This is a genomic window from Rhodococcus sp. KRD175 (genome assembly GCF_017168275.1).
Classification (GTDB): domain Bacteria; phylum Actinomycetota; class Actinomycetes; order Mycobacteriales; family Mycobacteriaceae; genus Rhodococcoides; species Rhodococcoides fascians.
This window is the reverse complement of sequence record NZ_JABFAQ010000015.1, coordinates 248,428-268,579: the sequence shown is the minus strand read 5'-3', so window position 1 is coordinate 268,579 and position 20,152 is coordinate 248,428. Positions and strand designations below refer to the sequence as shown.

Genomic DNA, 20,152 nt, shown 5'->3' with positions numbered 1-20,152 from the left:
CGTGTGCTTTCGGGCCGATCCCGGACAGAATCGAGATCGCACGGCCGAATCAGCAGTAATGCAACCAAAGGAGCCCGACAGTGCCCACTCTGGAACGCGACGTCGCTATCGTCGGGGCCGGCCCTTCCGGCCTGGCCGCAGCAACCGAGCTCCGCAAAGCAGGATTGTCCGTCGCCGTGCTGGAAGCGCGTGACCGCGTCGGAGGACGTACCTGGACGAACACCATCGACGGTGCGAGCCTCGAAATCGGCGGTCAGTGGGTCTCACCCGATCAGGAATCTCTCATCGCGCTGATCGGTGAGCTCGGCCTCGAGACGTTCGACCGATACCGCGAGGGCGAGTCCGTCTACATCTCCGCCGCGGGCGAGCGCACCCGTTACTCGGGTGACTCGTTCCCCGTCGACGAGACGACCGAGAAAGAGATGGACCGACTCGTCGCACTGCTCGACGACTTGGCCGCCCAGGTCGGCCCCGAGGAGCCGTGGGCGCACCCGCTGGCGCGTGAACTGGACACGATCTCGTTCGAGCAGTGGCTGATTCGTGAGTCCGACGATGCCGAGGCACGAGGAAACATCGGCATGTTCATCGCCGGTGGCATGCTCACCAAACCTGCGCACGCGTTCTCGGCACTGCAAGCAGTCTTGATGGCCGCATCGGCGGGATCGTTCTCGCACTTGGTAGACGAGAACTTCATCCTCGACAAGCGCGTCGTCGGTGGCATGCAGCGGGTGTCGATCCGCATGGCGGCCGCCCTCGGCGACGACGTCATCCTCGCCGCGCCGGTGCGAACGGTGCGGTGGAACTCCGACGGCGCAACAGTATTCGCCGACGGCGACATCGAGGTACACGCCAAGCGGGTCGTTCTCGCCGTTCCGCCGAACCTGTACTTGCGTATCTCCTACGACCCGCCACTCCCGCGTCGCCAGCATCAGATGCACCAGCATCAGTCCCTCGGACTGGTGATCAAAGTCCATGCCGTCTACGACACCCCGTTCTGGCGCGAGGACGGGCTGTCGGGGACCGGCTTCGGTGCCTCCGAGATCGTGCAGGAGGTGTACGACAACACCAACCATCAGGACAGCCGCGGAACACTGGTCGGCTTCGTGTCCGACGCCAAGGCCGACGCGATGTTCGAGCTCGACGAGCAGGAGCGCCGCGCGAAGATCCTCGAATCGATCGCACATTACCTGGGGCCCAAGGCAACCGAGCCGGTCGTCTACTACGAGTCGGACTGGGGTTCGGAAGAATGGACCCGTGGTGCGTACGCGGCCAGCTTCGATCTGGGGGGTCTGCACCGCTACGGCAAGGACAGCCGCACCCCCGTCGGCCCGATTCACTTCTCCTGCTCCGACATCGCCGCGGAGGGCTACCAACACGTCGACGGCGCAATCCGCATGGGTCACCGCACCGCCGCGGACATCGTGTCGACAATCGGCCACGACATGCCCGCCGCTGCGTGTGGGAGGCAGTGATGCAGTGGCGGATGCCAGCGGAAGGCGCTCGGCACGAACGGACGTGGATGGCCTATCCGTGCGAGGGGTATTCGCTCGGTGACACGCCCGAGGAGCACCACGAGGCTCGCACCACGTGGGCCGAGGTCGCGCGAGCCGTCGCACGATTCGAGCCGGTCACCGTCGTCGTCGACCCCGCCGAAAGTGCCGTCGCACGCACGTATCTGACTTTCGAGAGCGCTTTCCCCATCGACATCCTCGAGGCACCGTTGAACGACGCCTGGATGCGCGACATCGGGCCCACGTTCGTGCTGTCCGAGGACGGCCGTGTCGGCGGCGTCGACTGGGTGTTCAACGGCTGGGGCGCGCAGGACTGGGCGCGCTGGGACAAGGACTCGAAGATCGGCGCGCTCGTCGTCGAGAAGTCCGGTGCCGAGATGATCGATTCACCGATCGTCAACGAGGGCGGCGGTATTCAGGTGGACGGACTGGGAACGGTTCTCGTCACCGAGACGGTACAACTCGATCCCGGTCGCAATCCCACGCTGTCGAAGGCCGATGTCGAGGCCGAACTTGCCCGCACGATCGGCGCCACCACGGTGATCTGGCTTCCTCGTGGACTCACCCGTGACGCGGACGAGTTCGGAACCCGAGGCCACGTCGACATCGTCGCTGCCATCCCCTCGCCCGGCGTCGTTCTGGTGCACGACCAACGCAATCCCGAACACCCCGATCACGATATCAGCAAGGCCGTGTTCGAGATCTTCGAGAACAGCACAGACGCACGCGGTGAGAAATGGACCATCGTGAAAGTTCCGGCACCGGAGATTCTCCGCGACGAGGAGGGCTTCGTCGATTACAGCTACATCAACCACTACGTCGTCAACGACGGTGTGATCGCCTGCAGCTACGGCGATCCCGCGGACGAAGAGGCTGCTGCCATTCTGTCGGCGGCATACCCGGGCCGCACCGTCGTCACCGTCGACGCTCGGCCACTCTTCGCCCGCGGGGGCGGAATTCACTGCATCACACAGAACCGGCCACAGGCTCAGACGGACTGAGTGGACGCGGGGCAGGTGCCGAGTCGTGATTCCACGCAGATCGGTGTGATTACCCGATCTCGTGGTACCCCTGGAGTATGAGTGAATTCGCGACGGGACCGGTAGCTGCGTCCGACAACCCGCCTTCATCGGTCCCATCGTCATGGGGACTGGAGTCAACGTTGGTGGACGACGTTCCCGGCTTCACGGTGCCGTGGCAGGGCGCACCTGCACCGGATCCGCGGGTGCTGATCCTCAACGAGAACCTCGCCAGGTCACTGGGGCTCGACCCGTCGATGCTGCGCTCCGAGCAGGGCGCAGGCGTGTTGTCCGGGGCTCTCGCACCGGCCGATTCGACCCCCTCGGCGATGGCGTACGCCGGTCATCAGTTCGGCGGATTCGTGCCGTTGCTGGGCGACGGTCGAGCACTACTTGTGGGCGAGCTGCACGACGAACACGGCCGACGAGTCGATCTGCATCTCAAGGGCTCCGGTGCCACGCCGTTCTCCCGCGGCGGAGACGGGCGCGCGGTGGTGAGTGCGATGCTGCGCGAGTACCTGATCAGCGAGGCCATGCACGCTCTGCACATCCCGACCACTCGGTCGTTGGCCGTCGTCACGACGGGTGAGCAGGTGGTTCGAGAGGCAGGTCCGCAGCCCGGCGCAGTGCTGGCTCGGGTTGCCTCGAGCCACCTGCGCGTAGGTACCTTCGAGTTCGCGGCCCGCCGCGAGGGCCTCGCACACAGCCTGGCCGACTACGCCATCGCGCGTCATTATCCCGAGCTTGCCGAACTCCCGGCAGAGGGCGCGGAGAGTCGATACCTCGCATTCTTCGAGGCCGTCGTCGACAAGCAAGCGCAGTTGGTGGCGCAGTGGATGTCCGTCGGCTTCGTGCACGGCGTCATGAACACCGACAACACGACGATCTCCGGTGAGACGATCGACTACGGGCCGTGCGCGTTCATCGACGCCTACGATCCTGCAACGGTCTTCAGCTCGATCGATCACGGCGGCCGCTACGCGTACGGCAACCAACCCGCCGTCCTGGGTTGGAACCTGGCACGATTCGGCGAAACACTACTGCCGCTGGTCGATTCGGTTCCGGACCGCGCCATCAGCGCGCTGACGACGGTGTTGGACTCCTACGGTGATCGCTACCGACAGCACTACGAGAACCTGATGGCCGCCAAGCTCGGCCTCGATGCGATCGAACCGGACGGCAGTCTCCTCGACGAACTGCACGTGCTTCTGCGGGATCATCGTGCCGACTGGACCCTGACCTTCCGCGCGTTGGCGGAAAATCTGCGGGGCAACGACGCAGATTTTGCGTCACTCGTACCGCACGAGGCAGCTGCACCGTGGCTCGAACGATGGCGCGCAGCGGTGCTCGAGCGGGGCCACGACCTCCGGTCCGTCTCGGACGCCATGGACCGAGTGAACCCCGCGTACATTCCTCGAAACCACATGGTCGACGCGGCGCTGGCAGCAGCGACCGAGGGCGACCTCGCGCCCTTCGACCGCTTGTTGTCGGTCGTGACGAATCCGTTCGACGGTCGGGATGAGCTGTCGCAGTACGCCGGACCCGCGCCCGTCGACTTCAGCGCAGGGTTCCGAACGTTCTGCGGGACGTAGTCAGCTGACCGCAGCAGTTGCGACGCGATATTCGCGTCGCAACTGCTGTGCGGCACAGGGAGTTCGGGCCTACTTCTCGTCGGGATCCAGGGCGTCCTTGATCTTCCCCATGACGCCCTTCTCGGTACCCAGTGCGGCCGACGCGGGATCTCCCTTGGCCCCGTCGTACGTCGCGTACAACTTCGGATCGGGTGCAGGCGCGGCTGCCTTCCCGCCCAGAGGCTGCGGATCGGCGAGGAACCCCATCTGCCGTTTGCCGTCGGGCGCAAGCCGATTCGCCCAGCCACCGGTCGAGGAGAACTCACCGTCCGAGAGGTGCCACAGATCGGTTGCGTGCTCGGATGCCTCCTCGTCGAGAAGTGCACTCGGTGCTACGACGTCCTCGAGTCCGTCGGCTTGCAGCTCTTCGATGGCAGCGAGCCACAGGTTCTGATGGTGCGTATCGCGAGCGAGATTGAACTGCAGCATGGCCTTGACGCCCGGGTCGTCGGTCATGTTGTACAGACGCGCGGTCTGCAGCCGCCCCTGCGCCTCGGCGGCAACGTTCGCACGAAAATCTGCGAGCAGGTTGCCACTGGCGATGATGTACCGACCGTTCCACGGATAGCCGTTGGAATCCGCCGGGAGCGCACCGCCGCCGGACACGATCGCCTGCTGCGGGTCCATGCCGCCCATCACTGCCGCTACCACGGGATCGGTAGCAGCGGCTTTGGTCGACTCGGTGGCCGGTGCACCTTCGAGCAGACGAGCGACCATGGTGGCCAGCATCTCCACGTGACCCATTTCTTCGGTCGCGATGTCCATGATCAGGTCCTTGTACTTGCCCTCCATGCGACAGTTCCAGCCTTGGAACAGATACTGCATGGTCACGGTCATCTCGCCGAATGCACCACCGATGAGCTCCTGAAGCTTGTGTGCGTACACAGGATCCGGCTTCTCGGGCTTGGCATCGAATTGTAGGTAGTCGGTGTGTCGGAACATAGGGACTCCAGTTCGGGTCGAAGTTCGAGCAGGTGACTCGATCCGGCTACCCGCCGAAATTCGCAGCAAACACATTGCACTGCAAGGGTTTAGAACTCGATACACAGGCCGGGACCGCGACTTCTTCACGCCTCGACGACGGACACCGGCGGAACATCCGGGTACACACGGCTTTCCGCAGCACCGTCCGCACGAGGGCCGCGGTGCTATCGACCTACAGGTAAGTCCCCTGCAGTGCGTCCACTGCAGCGACTCGAGGTCGCGAAGGCGTCGTCGCCGCGCCGACGACCCGACCGAGCGAGCCGGCACGCTCGACGTGCACACGTTCGCTGAGCCGTCGCACATTACGGTCGGCAGCGGAGGAGGCCAGGACGACGGTGAGGCGAAACCCACGGCACAACAGCCGATGGGCCGCGTCGACGATGTACGTGGTTGCGGCATCACCGATCTCGGTGACACCGACCAGGTCGACCACCATCGGTCGGTAGGCGAGCACGGACCCCGCCAGGCAGTCTGCCAACAGGCGGGTATTGCCGGGGATCTCGAGTGCGCCCTGCACCGAGACGACGATGGGGCCGTCGTCTCCGCGGTCGACGGACATCGAAAACGACGAGGATTCGGGAATCATGGGCATTGACCTCCACAGATCGAAGACTGTGGCAGGGGAAGATCGTGGTTCGTACCGCAGTCGATTCTGCGGGCGTGGTCTCCACCCAATCACCGTGTAGGATACCCCGACTCGGGCCTGGATGCGACCACCCCTGCGTTCGGCGGGGCCGCGGGCGTGCGCTCGGGACAGGTGCGAATGCACCCGCGAGGCTCTGTATATTATGACCCCGTTCGGTCGAGTCGGGGCCGGGAGTTGACGAGTGGCTGCCTGCTGTCCATGCGGGGGCCCGACCGAAACGAGCCCACCAGATGAGTGACTTTTCCATCGAAGACGACCGTCTTCACGACGCACCGGACGCCTCGGGTTCGGCGTTCGCCCGGATCGGGCAATACATCCAAGCGTTGCGCCGAATCAAGGGGAAGATCCTGACCGGTGCCGACGTCGATGCCGTTCTTCAAGCCGTGTGCTCCGAGGTCGCAGCCGTGGTTCCCGACGCGGATCTCGTCGGCATCACCATGCTCGACGACACCGGCCGACCGCGAACCGTGGCGTCCACCGACCCCGCTGTGCACGACATCGATTCCGACCAGTATCGCGCTGGTCAAGGCCCCTGCCTGCACGCCATCCGCAGCGGACGTATGGTTCGCGCACAGGCGCACGAGGCAGTAGCTCGCTGGCCTCGCTTCGCTGCCGCAGTGGCCGATCTGGGCGTCCACAGCTATTTGTCGGCCCCGCTGACGCCCGACGAGCACCGCCACGGGTCGCTGAACATCTACGGGACGGGTGCCGACGGCTTCGACCCACTCGACGAGGTCTCGGTGGCCCTGCTCGCCACCTCGATCGAGACCGTCATCGCGATCACCGAGCGCGCCCGGTCGGCCGAACGAGAAATCACCGGCCTGCGGACAGCGATGAAAACGAGAGCTGACATCGACCAGGCGAAAGGAATCATCATGGCGATGCGCGGAATCTCCGCCGACGACGCGTTCGCCCTGCTGTCCGAGCAGTCGCAGAACAGAAACATCAAGGTCAGCGAGATTGCGTCGGCGATGATCGAGTCGGTTGCCGAACATTCGAACTCTCGAACCGGCCTGCACGAAGAAACGAACAGTGGGTATGATTCGGACAGCGTGGTGTAGCCCCTGCCCGCAGTCGACAGCGCCGCTCGCACCGGGTTCGCCTCGGTTCTGCAATCCTTGCCGGTCTCGGTTACGCCGCAGTGCGCTGTTCGACGGACATGCCACTGCACAGGGTAAGGACGGTGACCCCCTATGAAACACAACGAGTTGCTCGGGCTCGGCATCGCCAGCGAACACCATGACAACGCAATTGTTCTGCGGGTCAACGGAGAAGTGGATCTCGCGACCGCGTCCGATCTCGCCCACCACATCGAACAAGCGGTCACGGCAGCGCCGGCAGCCGTGATCGTCGATCTTTCGGGGGTGTCCTTCCTGGCCTCCGTCGGCATGAGCGTGCTTCTCGCAGCTCGCCGAAAGGCATGCTGCTCAACCTCGTTGGTGGTGGTCGCATCCGGGCCGACCACGGGGCGGCCGATGCATCTGGTCGGACTCGATGCTGCGATTCCGATTTTCACCGATATCGATTCGGCCCTCGAGTCCGTCGGTTCGTCGCTGACGAAGTCCGTAACCGGAGCATCGGGCTCGTCCGAGTCCGGTGCCGGGTGTCCAGAGTGTGCGACCGGCACGTCGACCGCGGATGTACACACTGCGTGAACCGGTAAGATTTCCACCGCCTACCCGTCGAGATCGCACTAGTCTTGGTCGATGACGACGGGTGACGAGGACGAGGACGAGGACCACCGTGCGTGGAACGACAAAGCGCGCAACGAAACTCCCACTCAGCAGTTGGATCGCAATTGGTCGTCGTTGCTACAGGAACTCCGTGTCGTACAGACCGGTGTACAACTTCTGACCGGGTTCTTGATGACCTTGCCGTTCCAGGCCCGCTTCGACGGGCTGTCCACGGCCGGCCACGTGGTGTATCTGACGACGGTGTCGGCGTCGATGCTTGCGACGATCCTGTTGGTGGCTCCCGTCAGCATGCACCGACTCCTGTTCCGGCAGCGTGCAATAGGGGTCATAGTGCGCGTCGGCAACATACTCGCCATCAGCGGTCTCGCCATGTTGGGAGTGACACTGGTGGGTGCTGCCGCCCTGACGTTCGAGATAGTGCTCGGTGTGCGCGCCGCAGCCCCCGCGGCCGCTGTCGTGGCGTCGACCGCCGTCGCGTTCTGGTTCCTACTGCCCCGGATCCACCGCCGTCGATAACGTCTCGTCGACGGTGCCTCAGGGCCGGCAGTCGACGGCCGTGCGCCACCACCGATCGTCCGGCCCCACCGGCATGGCGCGCTTGTGCCGGGTCTTGTCGAACCAGCGCTCGATGGTGTCCACCGCATCGTCGTCGACGGGTCCGCCCTGCAGGTATGCGTCGATCTGTGCGTAGGTGACGCCGAGTGCTTGTTCGTCCGGGAGCGCGGGACGGTCGTCCTCCAGGTCTGCTGTCGGCACTTTGCGCCACGTCGATTCCGGTGCGTTCAGGTGCCGCAAGAGCTGCGCACCTTGGCTTTTGGTGAGACCGCTCAGCGGAGTGACGTCCGCGCCTCCGTCACCGTATTTGGTGAAGAAGCCCGTCACCGCCTCGGCCGCGTGATCGGTACCCACCACCAGAAGATTCTCCTGGCCGGCGATCGTGTACTGCGCGATCATGCGTTCGCGCGCCTTGATGTTGCCCCGTACGAAGTCCGCGATACGCGGAGTATCCAGCGCCGAGGCGGCCGAGCGCGCCGAGGCGTCGACGGCGTCGCGGATATCGACAGTGACCGTCCGGTCCGGCTCGATGAAGTCGAGTGCGACGACGGCGTCGGCTTCGTCCGCCTGAGTTCCGTACGGCAGACGCACCGCGACGAATGTGGCCTGGTTACCGAGTTCCGCGGCCTCGCGAACGGCCAGCCGAGCGAGCTTTCCGGCCAGGGTGCTGTCCTGTCCCCCGCTGATGCCGAGCACGAAACCCGCTGTGCCACTGACCCTCAAATAATCGGCGAGGAAACCGACCCGGCGGCGGATTTCCTCGTCGGGATCGATCGACGGCCGAACACCCAGCTCGTGCTGAATACGGCTTCGGATACTGGAATCGGTACTCATACTGCGCTCCGATCTCGTTGACGAACAGTTGTCTGCACTCCCCCGGCGTCAGCTACCCGTGGGCCCGTTTCCGCGCGTGGCGCAGCAGGGTATCGAGGGAAAACGCCATGGTCCGGGCCAGAACTTCTTCCGGTTCACCGTCGAAGTGCTTGCATTCGGTGCTCACGTCGCCACGGTCGTACACCGCTGCCCACACCGTCCCCGGTGGTTGGTCTTCCTGGCTCTGCGGCCCGGCTTCGCCGGTGACGGCGATCGTCAGATGTGCGCCGACCAGCGACGCCGTCGATCGAGCCATCGCCGTCGCGGCCTGTTCGCTGACGACCGGGCCGTCGGGGACCTCGAGCAGAGTGTGCTTCACGCTCTCGTGGTACGCGACGATTCCGCCGCGGTACCACTGCCCCGAGGACGGTGCCTTGCCGAGCATGGCCGCGAGATTTCCGGCGGTCAGCGATTCGGCGGTGCCGATCGCGATGTCGTACGTCTGTGCCAGGTCGGCAATCTTCCTACATACCGAGGAGGCGTCGGCCTCGGTCGCTAGACGCTGTTCTGCATCGGTGTCCATCACACACTCTCCGTACCTGATTCGTCGAAGGTGTTCGCCGGATTGTTTCAGCGACTGGTTCTGTGGGCGCGGGGCCGGAGGCTGCAGGGGTTGAACCTCCGGCCCCTGGCTCGACCGCACGGCCCGGGCGCGTACGCCGAGCTGTGTATCGACTTCCACGCACGACGGCAGTCCAAACACGGGGCTTACGACCGATATTCGGGTCCTTATCGCAGATACCGGACCCTTGGCACGTGTTCGCGAGCAGTGCTAATTTCGGATCGACAGTCAGTTCCAGGAGGTGTGTTATGCCGAATCGACGTATCTCTGCGGGGGCAGAGCGACCGGTAGCGTTCTACTCCGACACAGACCGCGCCATGATCGACTTCGCCCTGAGATGGGTCAACCACGGAGGCGGACCGGACGACGAAATCCGGTCCGCCTTCGCGATGTCGACTCAGGACTACTACCGCACCGTGTTGGAGATCCTCGACCGCGACCCCGGCAGCGTGTTCGGCGAGTTCGGCCTCAGCCCTGTCATGGTGACGCGAATCAAAGCCATTGCCAGAAGGCGCATCTGGCTCACCCGGTGATCGGCTCCGCGCTACCGGATGTCGAATCGATCGTTGTCTGCCAGCTTCGCCCACGCGGCCACGAAGTCGTCGACGAACTTGCCACCGTTGTCGGCCTGGGCGTACACCTCCGACAGCGCTCGCAGTTGTGAATGGGACCCGAACACCAGGTCGATCGATGTCGCTGTCCACTTCTGGCTGCCGGAGCCACGATCCGTGCCGACGTAGGTGCCGTCCTCACTCGTCGCCCATTCGGTGTCGGAGTCGAGCAGATTGACGAAGAAATCGTTGCTCAGAACTCCGGGGCGATCGGTGAACACTCCATGGCTCGAACCACCGTGGTTGGCCCCCAAGGCTCGAAGACCGCCGAGAAGAACCGTCATCTCGGGCGCAGTCAGATTCAGCATGTAGGCGCGATCGAGGAACAACACCTGCTCGGGAGTGCTCTCCCCTGCAGCCACGTAGTTGCGGAACCCGTCGGCTCGTGGCTCGAGTACCGAGAACGATTCGACGTCGGTCTGCTCCTGCGTCGCGTCGGTGCGACCCGGCCGGAACGGGACGGTCACCTCGTAACCGGCGTCGCGTGCGGCCTTCTCGACGGCCGCATTGCCGGCCAGCACGATGACGTCGGCGAGCGAGACCTTCTTGTCACCGGCCGCTGAGCCCTCGAACTTTTCGCGTATACCGTCCAAGATTGCGAGCACCTCGCGGAGGACCTCGGGTTCGTTTGCCTCCCAACTCTTCTGTGGCTCGAGCCGAACCCGAGCGCCGTTGGCACCGCCGCGGTAATCGGTGACTCGGAAGCTGCTGACCGACGACCACGCGACACCGATGAGCTGAGCGATCGTCGAGCCCGAGTCGAGGATCGCCGACTTCAACGCAGATGCGTCCGCCTCGTCGATCAGGTCACCGTGCGGCGATGGAACCGGGTCCTGCCACAGCTGAGGTTCGGGAACCCACGGCCCGAGGTACCGGGACACCGGTCCCATATCGCGGTGCAGCAACTTGTACCACGCCTTGGCGAACGCGAGCGAGAGCTCCTCGGGGTGATCCAACCACCTCCGAGTGATCTTCTCGTACGCCGGATCTGCCCGCATGGAGATGTCGGTAATCGCTTGTCGGTGCCCAGCCACTGATCCTCGGGACCCCAGAAGACCTCTTCCGGTTCCCAGATGTCCTCCCGACCGAAGCCGAATCCGAACGTTTCGAACCCCATGGACTCGAGCGCCGCGTTACCGGCGAACACCAGCAGATCGGCCCACGAAATCTTGTTGCCGTACTTCTGCTTGACCGGCCACAGCAACCGACGCGCCTTGTCCAGGTTGGCGTTGTCCGGCCAACTGTTCAGTGGCGCAAAGCGTTGCGCGCCCTGACCCCCACCGCCTCGTCCGTCGAACGTGCGGTAGGTGCCGGCGGCGTGCCAGCTCATACGAATGAAGAGTCCGCCGTAGTGGCCGTAGTCGGCCGGCCACCAATCTTTCGAAGTGGTCATCACCGAGACGACGTCGGCTTTGAGCTCGTCCACGTCGAGCTTCTCGAATTCCGCTTTGTAGTCGAGCTTTTCGCCGAACGGGTTCGATTTGGAGGTATGCGCATGCAGGATGGACAGGTCCATCTGCTCCGGCCACCAGTCCTTGTTCGTCAGCGGTGCGTGCGCCTTGGGCTTCGGCGACTCGATGACCGGATTCTCGCTCTCGCTGGTGCTGGCGGTCTCGGTGGCGGAGTGGGGTGAGCGTGCGTCGGAGGTCACGAATTGTCCTTTCCGATGGGCATTGTGGATGGACGATCGCGGGCTGCGATCGATCGGTCGGATGCACAACTGGGGCACGTTCCCCAGTAGGTCACCTCGGCCTCGTCGAGGACGAAACCGTGATCTCGGGCGGGTCGTGCACACGGTGGCTCACCGGTGGCGCAGTCGGCGTCGACGATGAAACCACAGGAACGGCAGACGATGTGGTGATGATTGTCTGCCACCCTGGTTTCGTAACGTGCGGAGTGACCCGCGAGGCGGATACGACGAACCAAACCCGATGCAGTCAACGCATCGAGCACGTCGTACACGGCCTGCTTCGAGACCGTGGGCAGGGTGGCGCGCGCCAGTCGCAAGATGGTGTCGGTATCGGAATGCGGTTGTGCATCAACGATATCGAGAACCAACTCTCGGGGACGCGTCACCCTCAGTCCGGCGTCACGAAGCATGCTGGCGGAAGTGCTTGCCATGGCTTTCACGATAACCACCTTCGGTCGCATCGTCGATCGTTTCCTGGAATCGGTCGATTGTCGCGGCGCGGGCACGGCCGCCTGCAGACGAGGCCGGCCACCGCGATCAACCCGCGTCCCGTGCCACCGGCGAGTTCCACTCGGCAGTAGTGAAACGGGCTGCGTGAGCAGCGACGGCGGCAGCGTCTGCATTAAGCGAGAAAATCCGGCGTTGGCGTTGCGCGCCGTTCCCGAGGTGCGTCAACCGTTCGAGAGAAGTCTGCACGCAGCGGAGGTCGCCTGCGCTGGTCAGCGCCGGTTCCACGTAGCGGACGAGCGATCGGAGCAGACTCGATGCCGACACCGGTCTCCCGGTGCTCGGATCCACTGCGACGCCGGTCAATCCATCCATGCGGGCACGGTGGTATGCCGCTGCGAGGTGATTGCCGGCCACGACGAGTGCCGGCTCGCCGCGGTCGATGGACCGAAGGGCCGTGACGACGAGACCGCGGACCAGTGCAGCGGACAACACCACCTCCTCGGCGACGGCAGGTACGTCGCCGACCCGCACCTCGACCGTCGGCTGGTGGGAGCTGGGCCGTACATCCCAGTAGAGCGATGCTTCGTCGAGAATCATCCCGGTCTCGATCATCGAGCCGACCAGGTCGTCGTACTCCGCCGTCGAACTCAGGTGAGGGGGCGGACCAGCCGTCGGCCACCTGCCCCACACCGTCGAACGCCAACTCGAGTGCCGAGTGTCGACGCCGTCGTGTATCGCGCTGTTGGACGTCAACGCCAGAAGCGTGGGGAGCCAGGGCCGCACGACATTGCATACCCCGATCGCCGTCTCCTTGTCCGGCACCTCGACATGAATGTGACCCCCACACGTGGCAACGCTCTCTGCCAGTGCCCCGTAGGTCTCGGCAAGACGCCGATAGCGGGAGCCGTCCGAGATGGGCAGGCGGCCACGATCAGCAGGCGCAACCGGCGAGACACCTGCCGCCAGTAAGTGGGCACCCTGCGCCAAGGCCACCGCCGACAGCGTGGCGCGGGTGGAGATCACGTTCTCCCGCAACTCGCGAAGACACTGCAGCGGAGGCGAATTGGCCTCCACCTGCACCTCGGTCAGCTCCGAGACGGCATCGATTCCCGCAGCTCGGGCATGCGCGACGACACCGGGGCCGACCGCCACCGGACGCAGCATGTCGATGTCGGCGAGAAAGAACTCCTCCTCCACTCCAACCGTGGGGACTGCCCCTGCACTCATCGGGCGCTGTCGCCCGGGTGATCGCCGACGACCACCGCGAGATACACCGCGGCGACGATCGTGCGCGGTGCGGAACTGCCGGTCACGCCGACCGCGCAGGCGTCTCGCCTGTGCAGGAATGCGGAACCTCTTCGGATCTCGCCGGTTTCACCGCACTTCGAACGGCGTCCGCGACGCTGCGGACGCACTCCGTACCGAGGTGGACACCACTCGGATCGAGTTGTCGCTGCAGCTCGGGTGTACAGGCGACGATCGCGCGACACCGGTGCGCAGCGAGCCGCGAGGCAGCTGCCGAGAGGACGGGAACCACTGCGGGGTCGACGAATTCGACATCGAGCAGATCCACGACCAGCGACCGCCCGCACACGATGGCCTCCGACACGCATTCGCCTATGACCGGAATTGCCGATCTGTCGATCGACCCGACGATGCGGATGACGACCGGTCCGCCGACGAGTTCGTCCACGGACAGCGCGAATGCGCCGTCCTCGGGATTGTCCGGCCCGCAGAACGACAATCGAATCGATTCCGGATCACTGTGCACCGACCGTAGAAACACCATTGCCCACCTCCACCGGCTCGCGACCGGAGACTGTCGGCTGCCTCTGACACCAGTTCTCGAGAAAACGAGTCTCGGACTATCGGGTGTCGAAGAGCGCGGTCGGGCACATCTCGCAGTCGCTACTTCCTGACTACGGGGCTTCTCCTCAACCGCGTGCAGACAGTGTATACACAATTGCGTCCGGCGAAACCCGCTACGCTGCTTCGATTGTCGGCGGTTGACGGTTGAACCGACCGCAATCCAGTGCGCGGTAGCCGTAGCGAACACGCTCCCCGCTTCGGCCGCAAGGCACGTCGGTTCGGCCCGTTGTGAGCGTTCCAGCGATGGCAACTCCCTCGTGTGAGGTTTCGCAACGCGGCTGCACGTAATAGGGTGTTGTTCGACGCCCAGTTGCGATGACCGTTCTGGCCGCGTCTCGAGCACGCTGACTCCAAAATCGGGTCGGCATATCCCACACCCTTCACCGGTGCCGGGCTATGCGCCCGAAAGGGGCCGTGCGAACCCATCAGGGATCGAATCGATATGCACGTTGCGCTTGTCTCCGAACACGTGAGTCCGATAAATGATGCGGCCGGCATCGAGGCAGAACAATCGGCTGCCCAGCTCGATCGGCTGGCCTCGTCGCTGGCCCGCGCCGGCACCCGAGTCGATGTGTACACCAGGAAGCAGAACCCGGATCACGAGGACGAGCTGCTCACCCCCGACGGTTACCGGGTGGTCAACCTGTCTGCGGGGCCTGCTGTCCCGATGACCGAAGAGGAATCGATACCTCACACAAGTGCGTTCGCCTCCTCGCTCCGCGATCACTTGCTCCGAACGAAACCCGATGTAGCACATGCACATTCATGGGTGTCGGGGCTGGCAACCGTACTGGCCGCCGGCGCGACGGGCGTCCCCACGGTGATGTCGTTCCACGGTCTCGCCGCGACCGACCGATCCGGGCCCCCGACGGCAGGCACCTATTCGGTGGTTCCCCGGGCGGCTATGGAGAAGAAGATCGCTCGATCGACGAGCCGCATCATCGCGTCATGTCCCGACGAGGCCGACATGTTGACGCGGATGGGCGTCGCCAGAGCCAAGGTGTCCATCGTCCCGACCGGGGTGGATCTGAGTGACTTCGATCCATCCGGACCGACTGCACCACGCAGCGGTGCTGCGTGTCGGGTGGCGACCGTCGGGTCGGACGCCGAGGTATCGACGATCATCGAACTGCTCGGAAAACTCGACGACACCGAATTGGTCGTTGTCGGCGGCGAGCCACGCGAATCCAGCGGCGTGGCGCAGCTACGCACGGTCGCCGCAGCACACGGCATGGCCGGGCGCACGGTGTTCACCGGCCCGGTCCGCCATCGCCACATGTCGTCGCTGTTGAGGTCGGCCGACGTGTTCGTCTGCCTGTCCCCGACCGAATCGGCAGGGATCGCCACCCTCGAAGCCATGGCGTGCGGACTTCCCGTCGTCGCATACGGAGTGGGCTACGCCGGAGAGTTGGTGATCGACGGGGTCACCGGCCGCTCGATCAGGCCGGGCGACCGTCGTCGCTTGGCACGAGAGCTGGCCCTGCTGCTACGCAACGAGTCCAGGCGTTTCGAGCTGGGAGTGTCCGGCTCCGACCGTGCGCAATCTCGCTTCTCGTGGGACCGCATCGCCGAGGACACTTCACGCGTCTACGAGGCAACCGCACAGACCGGGTCGACAGTGAACGCCGGGTCGACCCAGCAAGCCGGCTCGACTCACGACCATCCGGTGCCGCCGACTGCACCCTCTCGTCGGCACACGGTGTGAACAGCCGGCGAGCCTATCTGGACGAGCGTTCCTTGTTCGATTCGGAACCGAGGTCGACGAGTTCTGCGGCCAAGGTGGCCACCGGGACGTTCTGGGTTTGCGACAGCCGTGAAATCAAGTCGAACGCCTGTACCGCATCGATTCCGTACCGCTCCATCAACATGCCCTTGGCTTGGCCGATGATGTCCCGTGAAGCCAAGCCGGACTTGAATTGCTCGGTCTTGTTCGCTGCATACAACGCCACCGCAGCGTGGGTTGCGAGCACGCGACCGAGTTCCTCGTCCTCGTCGCTGAACGCATCACTGGTCAGTGCGAACAGATTGAGCGCCCCGATGGTGTCCTCGTTGGTGTAAAGGCGGAAGGACAGGCTGCTGAGAACCCCTGCTCCCACCGCCTCCGGACCGAAACGTGGCCAGCGGGAATCGGAGCGGAAGTCGTTGCACCGCACGAACAGCTCGCTTCGTGCGGCATCGATGCACGGCCCCTCGTCGAGGCGTTCCTGCATTGCGTCCAGGCGCACCGGCAGCTCACTGGTCGCGGCGTGCGACTGGTACTTCTTCGGCCCCGCCACCACGAGAATGTCGGCGCAATCGACCGCGGGTATCAGAGATCGGGCGCTCTCCGTCACGCCGCGCAGAGTCTCGTCGAGACTGGACGGTGCGAAAAATGACCTCGTCGCTTCGGCAATCGCCTGTGTGAGGTCGCGAGCTGTCATCGATCGATCGGGTCCCATACCTGACGATGCTAGTCAACAGGAATCGACCGCTCGACGGTTGAGTCCACCGGAAGCGGGGCATGCAGAGCACAGCAACCAACCGACCGACGATCAGGAGTGCTCATGACCATGCCGACCGATGCAGGTGCAGAGATCCCATCCGAGGGCAGCAACGACGGTCCGCGCAAAGAATCTTCCGACGAGGCTGCAGTCGGTGCTCACGTCGACGAAGAGAACGTCCCACACCCGCCCGAGGACGACACGCAGAACTGATTCACTGGGCGGTCGGGGTCAGACGGAAGATCGGAAACCGCCTGCCCTCGGCCGTCTCCGTGTATTTCGCGAATCCGTCCGAGGCATCGAGGAATTTCTGCCACTGCCGGTCCCACTCGGATTCCGGAATCTCGTCGGCGTCGACGGCAACGGTGCGAATGCCTCCGTCCCCGGGTGTCTCGATGTCGATGGCCGGATGGGCGCGCAGATTGTGCACCCACGCTGGATCTTTCGGTGACCCGGCAGCCGAGCCGACCACCAACCAGCTCTCTCCCTCCGGAATCGCCATGAGCGGGTTGAGCCGCACCGCACCGCTCTTGGCACCGATCGTGTGCAGAACGACGAGCGAATCACCGAAGCCGGCCGTGGACACGTGGCCATTGTTGCTTCGGAACTCGTCGATGATGATCTCGTTGAAGTCGGCCATGGGCCGATTATGCCGCCGATGCGGCGCGGCCACTCCGCTTTTCGCCGGCGTTCGACGGTGTCAGCTTCCCGGTATTCCGTCCTCGTGATCGACGAGCAAAGACAACGACTCCCAATTCTCCTGCACGGCAGCGGCCGCGCCGTCCGCGTCACCCCCACTGCACAGCGTGATGATTCGTTCGTGTTGGGCTATCGAATCGCGGCCCACCAGCGAGGCGAACCGTAGTCGTTCGAGCCGGCGCAGGGTCGGCGTCACCTGCTCGAGAACCGTGACCACGACCTGATTCTGACTCGCTTCGACGGCGACTGCGTGGAACGCGTCGTCACCGGCCAGCGCGAGGTCCACATCGCCTCGGGTGAATGCGGCGGCGAAATCCTTGTTGGCGCGACGCATCGCGGCGATGTCGCGCTTGTTCATCAGCGGTACAGCCGTCCGGACCGCGAGGGCATGCATCGATGCCGCGACCGCCTGCGCGTCCAACACCGCCTTGCGTTCGATGGTCGACACGATGGTCGAACGCCCGGGCTGGGTGTGTACGAGGCCCGCCAGTTCCAGCCTGGCCATGGCGTCGCGAATAGGTGTACGCGACACTCCGAGCCACTGCTCGAGTTCGGCATCCCGCAGCCGCTCGCCGGGCGCGAAGGTGCCGTCGACGATGGCGTCGCGAATCGAGACATAGGCGTTGTCACGTAGCAGCGAGCGCTTGTGTTTTCCGAGCTCGACGGGGACCGGCATGCAAAATATCGTAGCCCACCGCTTTCGCTGGCGAGGCATCCCACGTACAGTATGCGATATATTGCATCCTGCATGACACACCGATCAAAGGAGAACCACGTGGCGATCGCGGACTTCGAGCGTTATCCCCTCACCTTCGGCCCGAGCCCGATTCACCCGATGGAACGACTGAGCGCGCACCTCGGCGGGGCCAAGATCTGGGCCAAGCGAGAAGACGTCAACGCAGGATTGGCCTACGGCGGCAACAAGACTCGCAAGCTCGAGTACATCGTCCCGGACGCTCTCGTCCAGGGTGCCGACACATTGGTCTCGATCGGTGGCGTGCAGTCCAACCACACGCGGCAGGTGGCGGCGGTCGCCGCAAAGCTCGGACTCAAAGCCGTTCTCGTGCAGGAGAAGTGGGTCGATTGGCCGGATTCGGTCAACGACAAGGTTGGCAATATCCTGCTCTCCCGCATCATGGGTGCAGATGTCCGCCTCGATCCGTCGGGCTTCGGAATCGAATTCAAGGACAGCTGGCAGAAGGCCATCGAGGACGTCGAGCGAGCGGGCGGCAAGCCCTACGCCATTCCCGCAGGCGGCTCCGACCACAAGCTCGGCGGACTGGGCTTCGCCAACTGGGCGTACGAAGTACAGAAGCAGGAAGAGGAGCTCGGCGTCTTCTTCGACACGATCGTCGTGTGCAGCGTGACCGGGTCGACGCATGCCGGCATGATCGCCGGGTTCGCCGGACAGGAACGGCCACGTCGAGTGATCGGCATCGATGCGTCCGCCAAGATCGCCCAGACCCGCGATCAGGTGGCCCGAATCGCCCGTAACACTGCAGAACTCATCGAACTGGGACGCGAGCTTCGCGACGACGAGATCACCGTCCTCGAAGGCTGGGCCGGCGACTACTACGGAATTCCCGTCGACTCCACGATCGAGGCAATCAAGCTCACCGGCCGTCTCGAAGGCGTGATCATCGACCCGGTGTACGAGGGCAAGTCCATGGCCGGACTGATCGATCTGGTTCAGCAGGGCGATATCGGCAAGGACTCCACCGTTCTCTACGCGCACCTAGGTGGTCAGCCCGCCCTCAACGCGTACAGCGGAATCTTCTGAGCTGGACTTCGCGGTACCGGTGCCCGAGGATCGACAGGTGATCCTCGGGCACCGAACCTGTTTCTGCACCGGCCGACCCGAGTCGGCACGACGAGCGAAGGTGTACGCATGAGGCAGCGCTCCGACGAGTTGGACTCGCTGAGTTGCCGAATCACGGCGGCGCTGCAGGTCAATCCCCGGGCGTCCTGGGTCAGCATCGCCGAGGCGCTCGGTGAACCCGAACGCACCGTCACCCGACGCGGCAAGGAACTACTCGATTCCGGGGACGTGCGCGTGGTCGGCGTCATCGGCGCGACAGGCGCGGTCGTTCTGCGAGCTCGATGTCACGTCGGTATGGCACGTGCCGTTGCAGTCGGGTTGGCGCGCCGCGACGACACGATGTTCGTGTACGCCACGTCGGGGCACGAGGAATGCGTCGCCGAAGTCCTGGTCGACGATGCCCATCTGGCGGATCTGATGCTCGACGACCTACCCGGCATCACCGGGATCAGACGCATCAGGGTCGATCCCATCACGCGGGTCTATCGCTCGGTCCGCGAGTGGCGGCCGGCGATTCTCAATTCGCACCAGATCGCGGCCCTGACGCCTCCCGTACACGAGGGCTACCAACCGGACGGCCGTGTGGGACCGGAGATCTCGACCCTGCACCGCAGCATTCTGCGCGTCCTGGCCGAGGATGCCCGGACGCCCACCTCGGACATCGCGCGCGTCGTCGGCGCTACCGAGAACACTGTCCGACGCCACATGGACACGCTGGAGCAGACCAACAAATCCCGACTGCGGGTGGTCGTCGAGCCGGCGCTGCTGGGGTATTCGGCGGAAGCCCTTGCCTGGGTCAAGGTTCCGCCTCGACACCACGAAGCACTGGTCGAGCTATTGCTCGCACATTCGGAGGTTCGATATGCGGTGGCCCTCGCGGGCTCGGACAGTCTGCTCGTCAACCTCGCGTGCCCGGACCGAATGGCGTTGCATCGCATGACAACTGCGTCGGACTGGGCCACCCTGGCCGACGCGATCTCGGTGGTGTCGATTCTGCGGGCCACCAAACGCAGCGGCAACCGTCTGCTGGCCGCGGACTCCGCGTCGTACCTGTATTGA

21 protein-coding genes and 1 pseudogene are annotated in these 20,152 nt (G+C 64.5%); 11 read left to right on the top strand and 11 right to left on the bottom strand.

The genetic code is table 11. From position 1 onward, the window contains the following. Positions 1-80: 80 nt before the first annotated feature. From J1M81_RS21570 to J1M81_RS21560, 3 genes are all read left to right on the top strand, one after another. Positions 81-1,472: an NAD(P)/FAD-dependent oxidoreductase gene (locus J1M81_RS21570; protein WP_206498814.1), complete on the top strand. Its 1,392-nt coding sequence runs from the start codon at positions 81-83 to the stop codon at positions 1,470-1,472. Next, complete coding sequence (locus J1M81_RS21565; protein WP_206498813.1) at positions 1,472-2,512, top strand: agmatine/peptidylarginine deiminase; 1,041 nt, start codon at positions 1,472-1,474, stop codon at positions 2,510-2,512. The genes J1M81_RS21570 and J1M81_RS21565 overlap by 1 nt, the downstream gene beginning before the upstream one ends. Positions 2,513-2,589: 77 nt before the next feature. Then, the gene (locus J1M81_RS21560) at positions 2,590-4,122 is read left to right on the top strand and encodes a YdiU family protein (protein ID WP_206498812.1); all 1,533 of its coding nucleotides are present in this window, start codon (positions 2,590-2,592) and stop codon (positions 4,120-4,122) included. Between the two features lie 69 nt (positions 4,123-4,191). On the opposite strand, the gene J1M81_RS21555 is transcribed toward J1M81_RS21560, so the two are convergent. Then, positions 4,192-5,103 carry a manganese catalase family protein gene (locus J1M81_RS21555; RefSeq protein ID WP_206498811.1) on the bottom strand — a complete coding sequence of 304 codons (912 nt, stop codon included), beginning with the start codon at positions 5,101-5,103 and terminating at the stop codon, positions 4,192-4,194. 214 nt (positions 5,104-5,317) lie between these two features. After that, complete coding sequence (locus tag J1M81_RS21550; protein WP_032399250.1) at positions 5,318-5,731, bottom strand: hypothetical protein; 414 nt, start codon at positions 5,729-5,731, stop codon at positions 5,318-5,320. 290 nt (positions 5,732-6,021) lie between these two features. Here J1M81_RS21550 and J1M81_RS21545 point away from each other — a divergent pair, with 290 nt between their 5' ends. The 3 genes from J1M81_RS21545 to J1M81_RS21535 all read left to right on the top strand — a co-directional run bounded on the left by J1M81_RS21545 (position 6,022) and on the right by J1M81_RS21535 (position 8,001). Continuing rightward, complete coding sequence (locus tag J1M81_RS21545) at positions 6,022-6,852, top strand: GAF and ANTAR domain-containing protein (RefSeq protein ID WP_052061267.1); 831 nt, start codon at positions 6,022-6,024, stop codon at positions 6,850-6,852. A gap of 132 nt (positions 6,853-6,984) precedes the next feature. Further along, positions 6,985-7,446, top strand: coding sequence for an STAS domain-containing protein (locus tag J1M81_RS21540; RefSeq protein ID WP_206498810.1), 462 nt, complete (start codon positions 6,985-6,987; stop codon positions 7,444-7,446). 51 nt (positions 7,447-7,497) lie between these two features. Continuing rightward, complete coding sequence (locus tag J1M81_RS21535) at positions 7,498-8,001, top strand: DUF6328 family protein (RefSeq protein ID WP_032399249.1); 504 nt, start codon at positions 7,498-7,500, stop codon at positions 7,999-8,001. Between the two features lie 18 nt (positions 8,002-8,019). Here J1M81_RS21535 and nadE read toward each other — a convergent pair whose 3' ends face one another. Further along, positions 8,020-8,874, bottom strand: coding sequence for an ammonia-dependent NAD(+) synthetase (nadE, locus tag J1M81_RS21530; protein ID WP_032399248.1), 855 nt, complete (start codon positions 8,872-8,874; stop codon positions 8,020-8,022). Positions 8,875-8,926: 52 nt separating this feature from the next. Next, positions 8,927-9,436, bottom strand: a complete 510-nt coding sequence (locus J1M81_RS21525) for a CinA family protein (protein WP_032399247.1) — start codon at positions 9,434-9,436, stop codon at positions 8,927-8,929. Between the two features lie 287 nt (positions 9,437-9,723). Here J1M81_RS21525 and J1M81_RS21520 point away from each other — a divergent pair, with 287 nt between their 5' ends. Beyond that, positions 9,724-10,008 carry a DUF3263 domain-containing protein gene (locus J1M81_RS21520; protein WP_052061266.1) on the top strand — a complete coding sequence of 95 codons (285 nt, stop codon included), beginning with the start codon at positions 9,724-9,726 and terminating at the stop codon, positions 10,006-10,008. 11 nt (positions 10,009-10,019) lie between these two features. Here J1M81_RS21520 and J1M81_RS21515 read toward each other — a convergent pair. The 4 genes and pseudogenes from J1M81_RS21515 to J1M81_RS21500 form a co-directional block, all read right to left on the bottom strand. Beyond that, a pseudogene (locus J1M81_RS21515) lies at positions 10,020-11,602 on the bottom strand (peroxidase family protein). Between the two features lie 131 nt (positions 11,603-11,733). Then, positions 11,734-12,207, bottom strand: a complete 474-nt coding sequence (locus J1M81_RS21510) for a Fur family transcriptional regulator (RefSeq protein ID WP_045842162.1) — start codon at positions 12,205-12,207, stop codon at positions 11,734-11,736. 106 nt (positions 12,208-12,313) lie between these two features. After that, positions 12,314-13,453, bottom strand: coding sequence for a glutamate--cysteine ligase (locus J1M81_RS21505; RefSeq protein WP_206498809.1), 1,140 nt, complete (start codon positions 13,451-13,453; stop codon positions 12,314-12,316). 82 nt (positions 13,454-13,535) lie between these two features. After that, positions 13,536-14,015 carry an STAS domain-containing protein gene (locus tag J1M81_RS21500; RefSeq protein ID WP_206498808.1) on the bottom strand — a complete coding sequence of 160 codons (480 nt, stop codon included), beginning with the start codon at positions 14,013-14,015 and terminating at the stop codon, positions 13,536-13,538. Between the two features lie 549 nt (positions 14,016-14,564). Here J1M81_RS21500 and J1M81_RS21495 point away from each other — a divergent pair. Beyond that, positions 14,565-15,800: a glycosyltransferase gene (locus tag J1M81_RS21495; protein ID WP_206498807.1), complete on the top strand. Its 1,236-nt coding sequence runs from the start codon at positions 14,565-14,567 to the stop codon at positions 15,798-15,800. Positions 15,801-15,813: 13 nt separating this feature from the next. Here J1M81_RS21495 and J1M81_RS21490 read toward each other — a convergent pair whose 3' ends face one another. Then, complete coding sequence (locus J1M81_RS21490; protein ID WP_032366830.1) at positions 15,814-16,533, bottom strand: GAF and ANTAR domain-containing protein; 720 nt, start codon at positions 16,531-16,533, stop codon at positions 15,814-15,816. A gap of 105 nt (positions 16,534-16,638) precedes the next feature. On the opposite strand from J1M81_RS21490, the gene J1M81_RS21485 reads away from it, so the two are divergent. Next, positions 16,639-16,788 carry a hypothetical protein gene (locus J1M81_RS21485; RefSeq protein ID WP_206498806.1) on the top strand — a complete coding sequence of 50 codons (150 nt, stop codon included), beginning with the start codon at positions 16,639-16,641 and terminating at the stop codon, positions 16,786-16,788. Position 16,789: 1 nt separating this feature from the next. Here the strand turns inward: J1M81_RS21485 and J1M81_RS21480 are convergent, their stop codons facing one another. Then, complete coding sequence (locus tag J1M81_RS21480) at positions 16,790-17,215, bottom strand: nitroreductase/quinone reductase family protein (protein WP_032407238.1); 426 nt, start codon at positions 17,213-17,215, stop codon at positions 16,790-16,792. Positions 17,216-17,275: 60 nt separating this feature from the next. After that, entirely contained in the window at positions 17,276-17,950 is a 675-nt protein-coding gene (locus tag J1M81_RS21475; RefSeq protein WP_206498805.1) for a GntR family transcriptional regulator, read from the bottom strand. Positions 17,951-18,049: 99 nt separating this feature from the next. Between J1M81_RS21475 and J1M81_RS21470 the strand changes: the two genes are divergently transcribed. Next, a complete protein-coding gene (locus tag J1M81_RS21470) occupies positions 18,050-19,054 on the top strand; it encodes a 1-aminocyclopropane-1-carboxylate deaminase (protein ID WP_206498804.1) in 1,005 nt (334 codons plus the stop codon). Between the two features lie 108 nt (positions 19,055-19,162). Continuing rightward, positions 19,163-20,152 carry an Lrp/AsnC family transcriptional regulator gene (locus J1M81_RS21465; protein WP_094650787.1) on the top strand — a complete coding sequence of 330 codons (990 nt, stop codon included), beginning with the start codon at positions 19,163-19,165 and terminating at the stop codon, positions 20,150-20,152.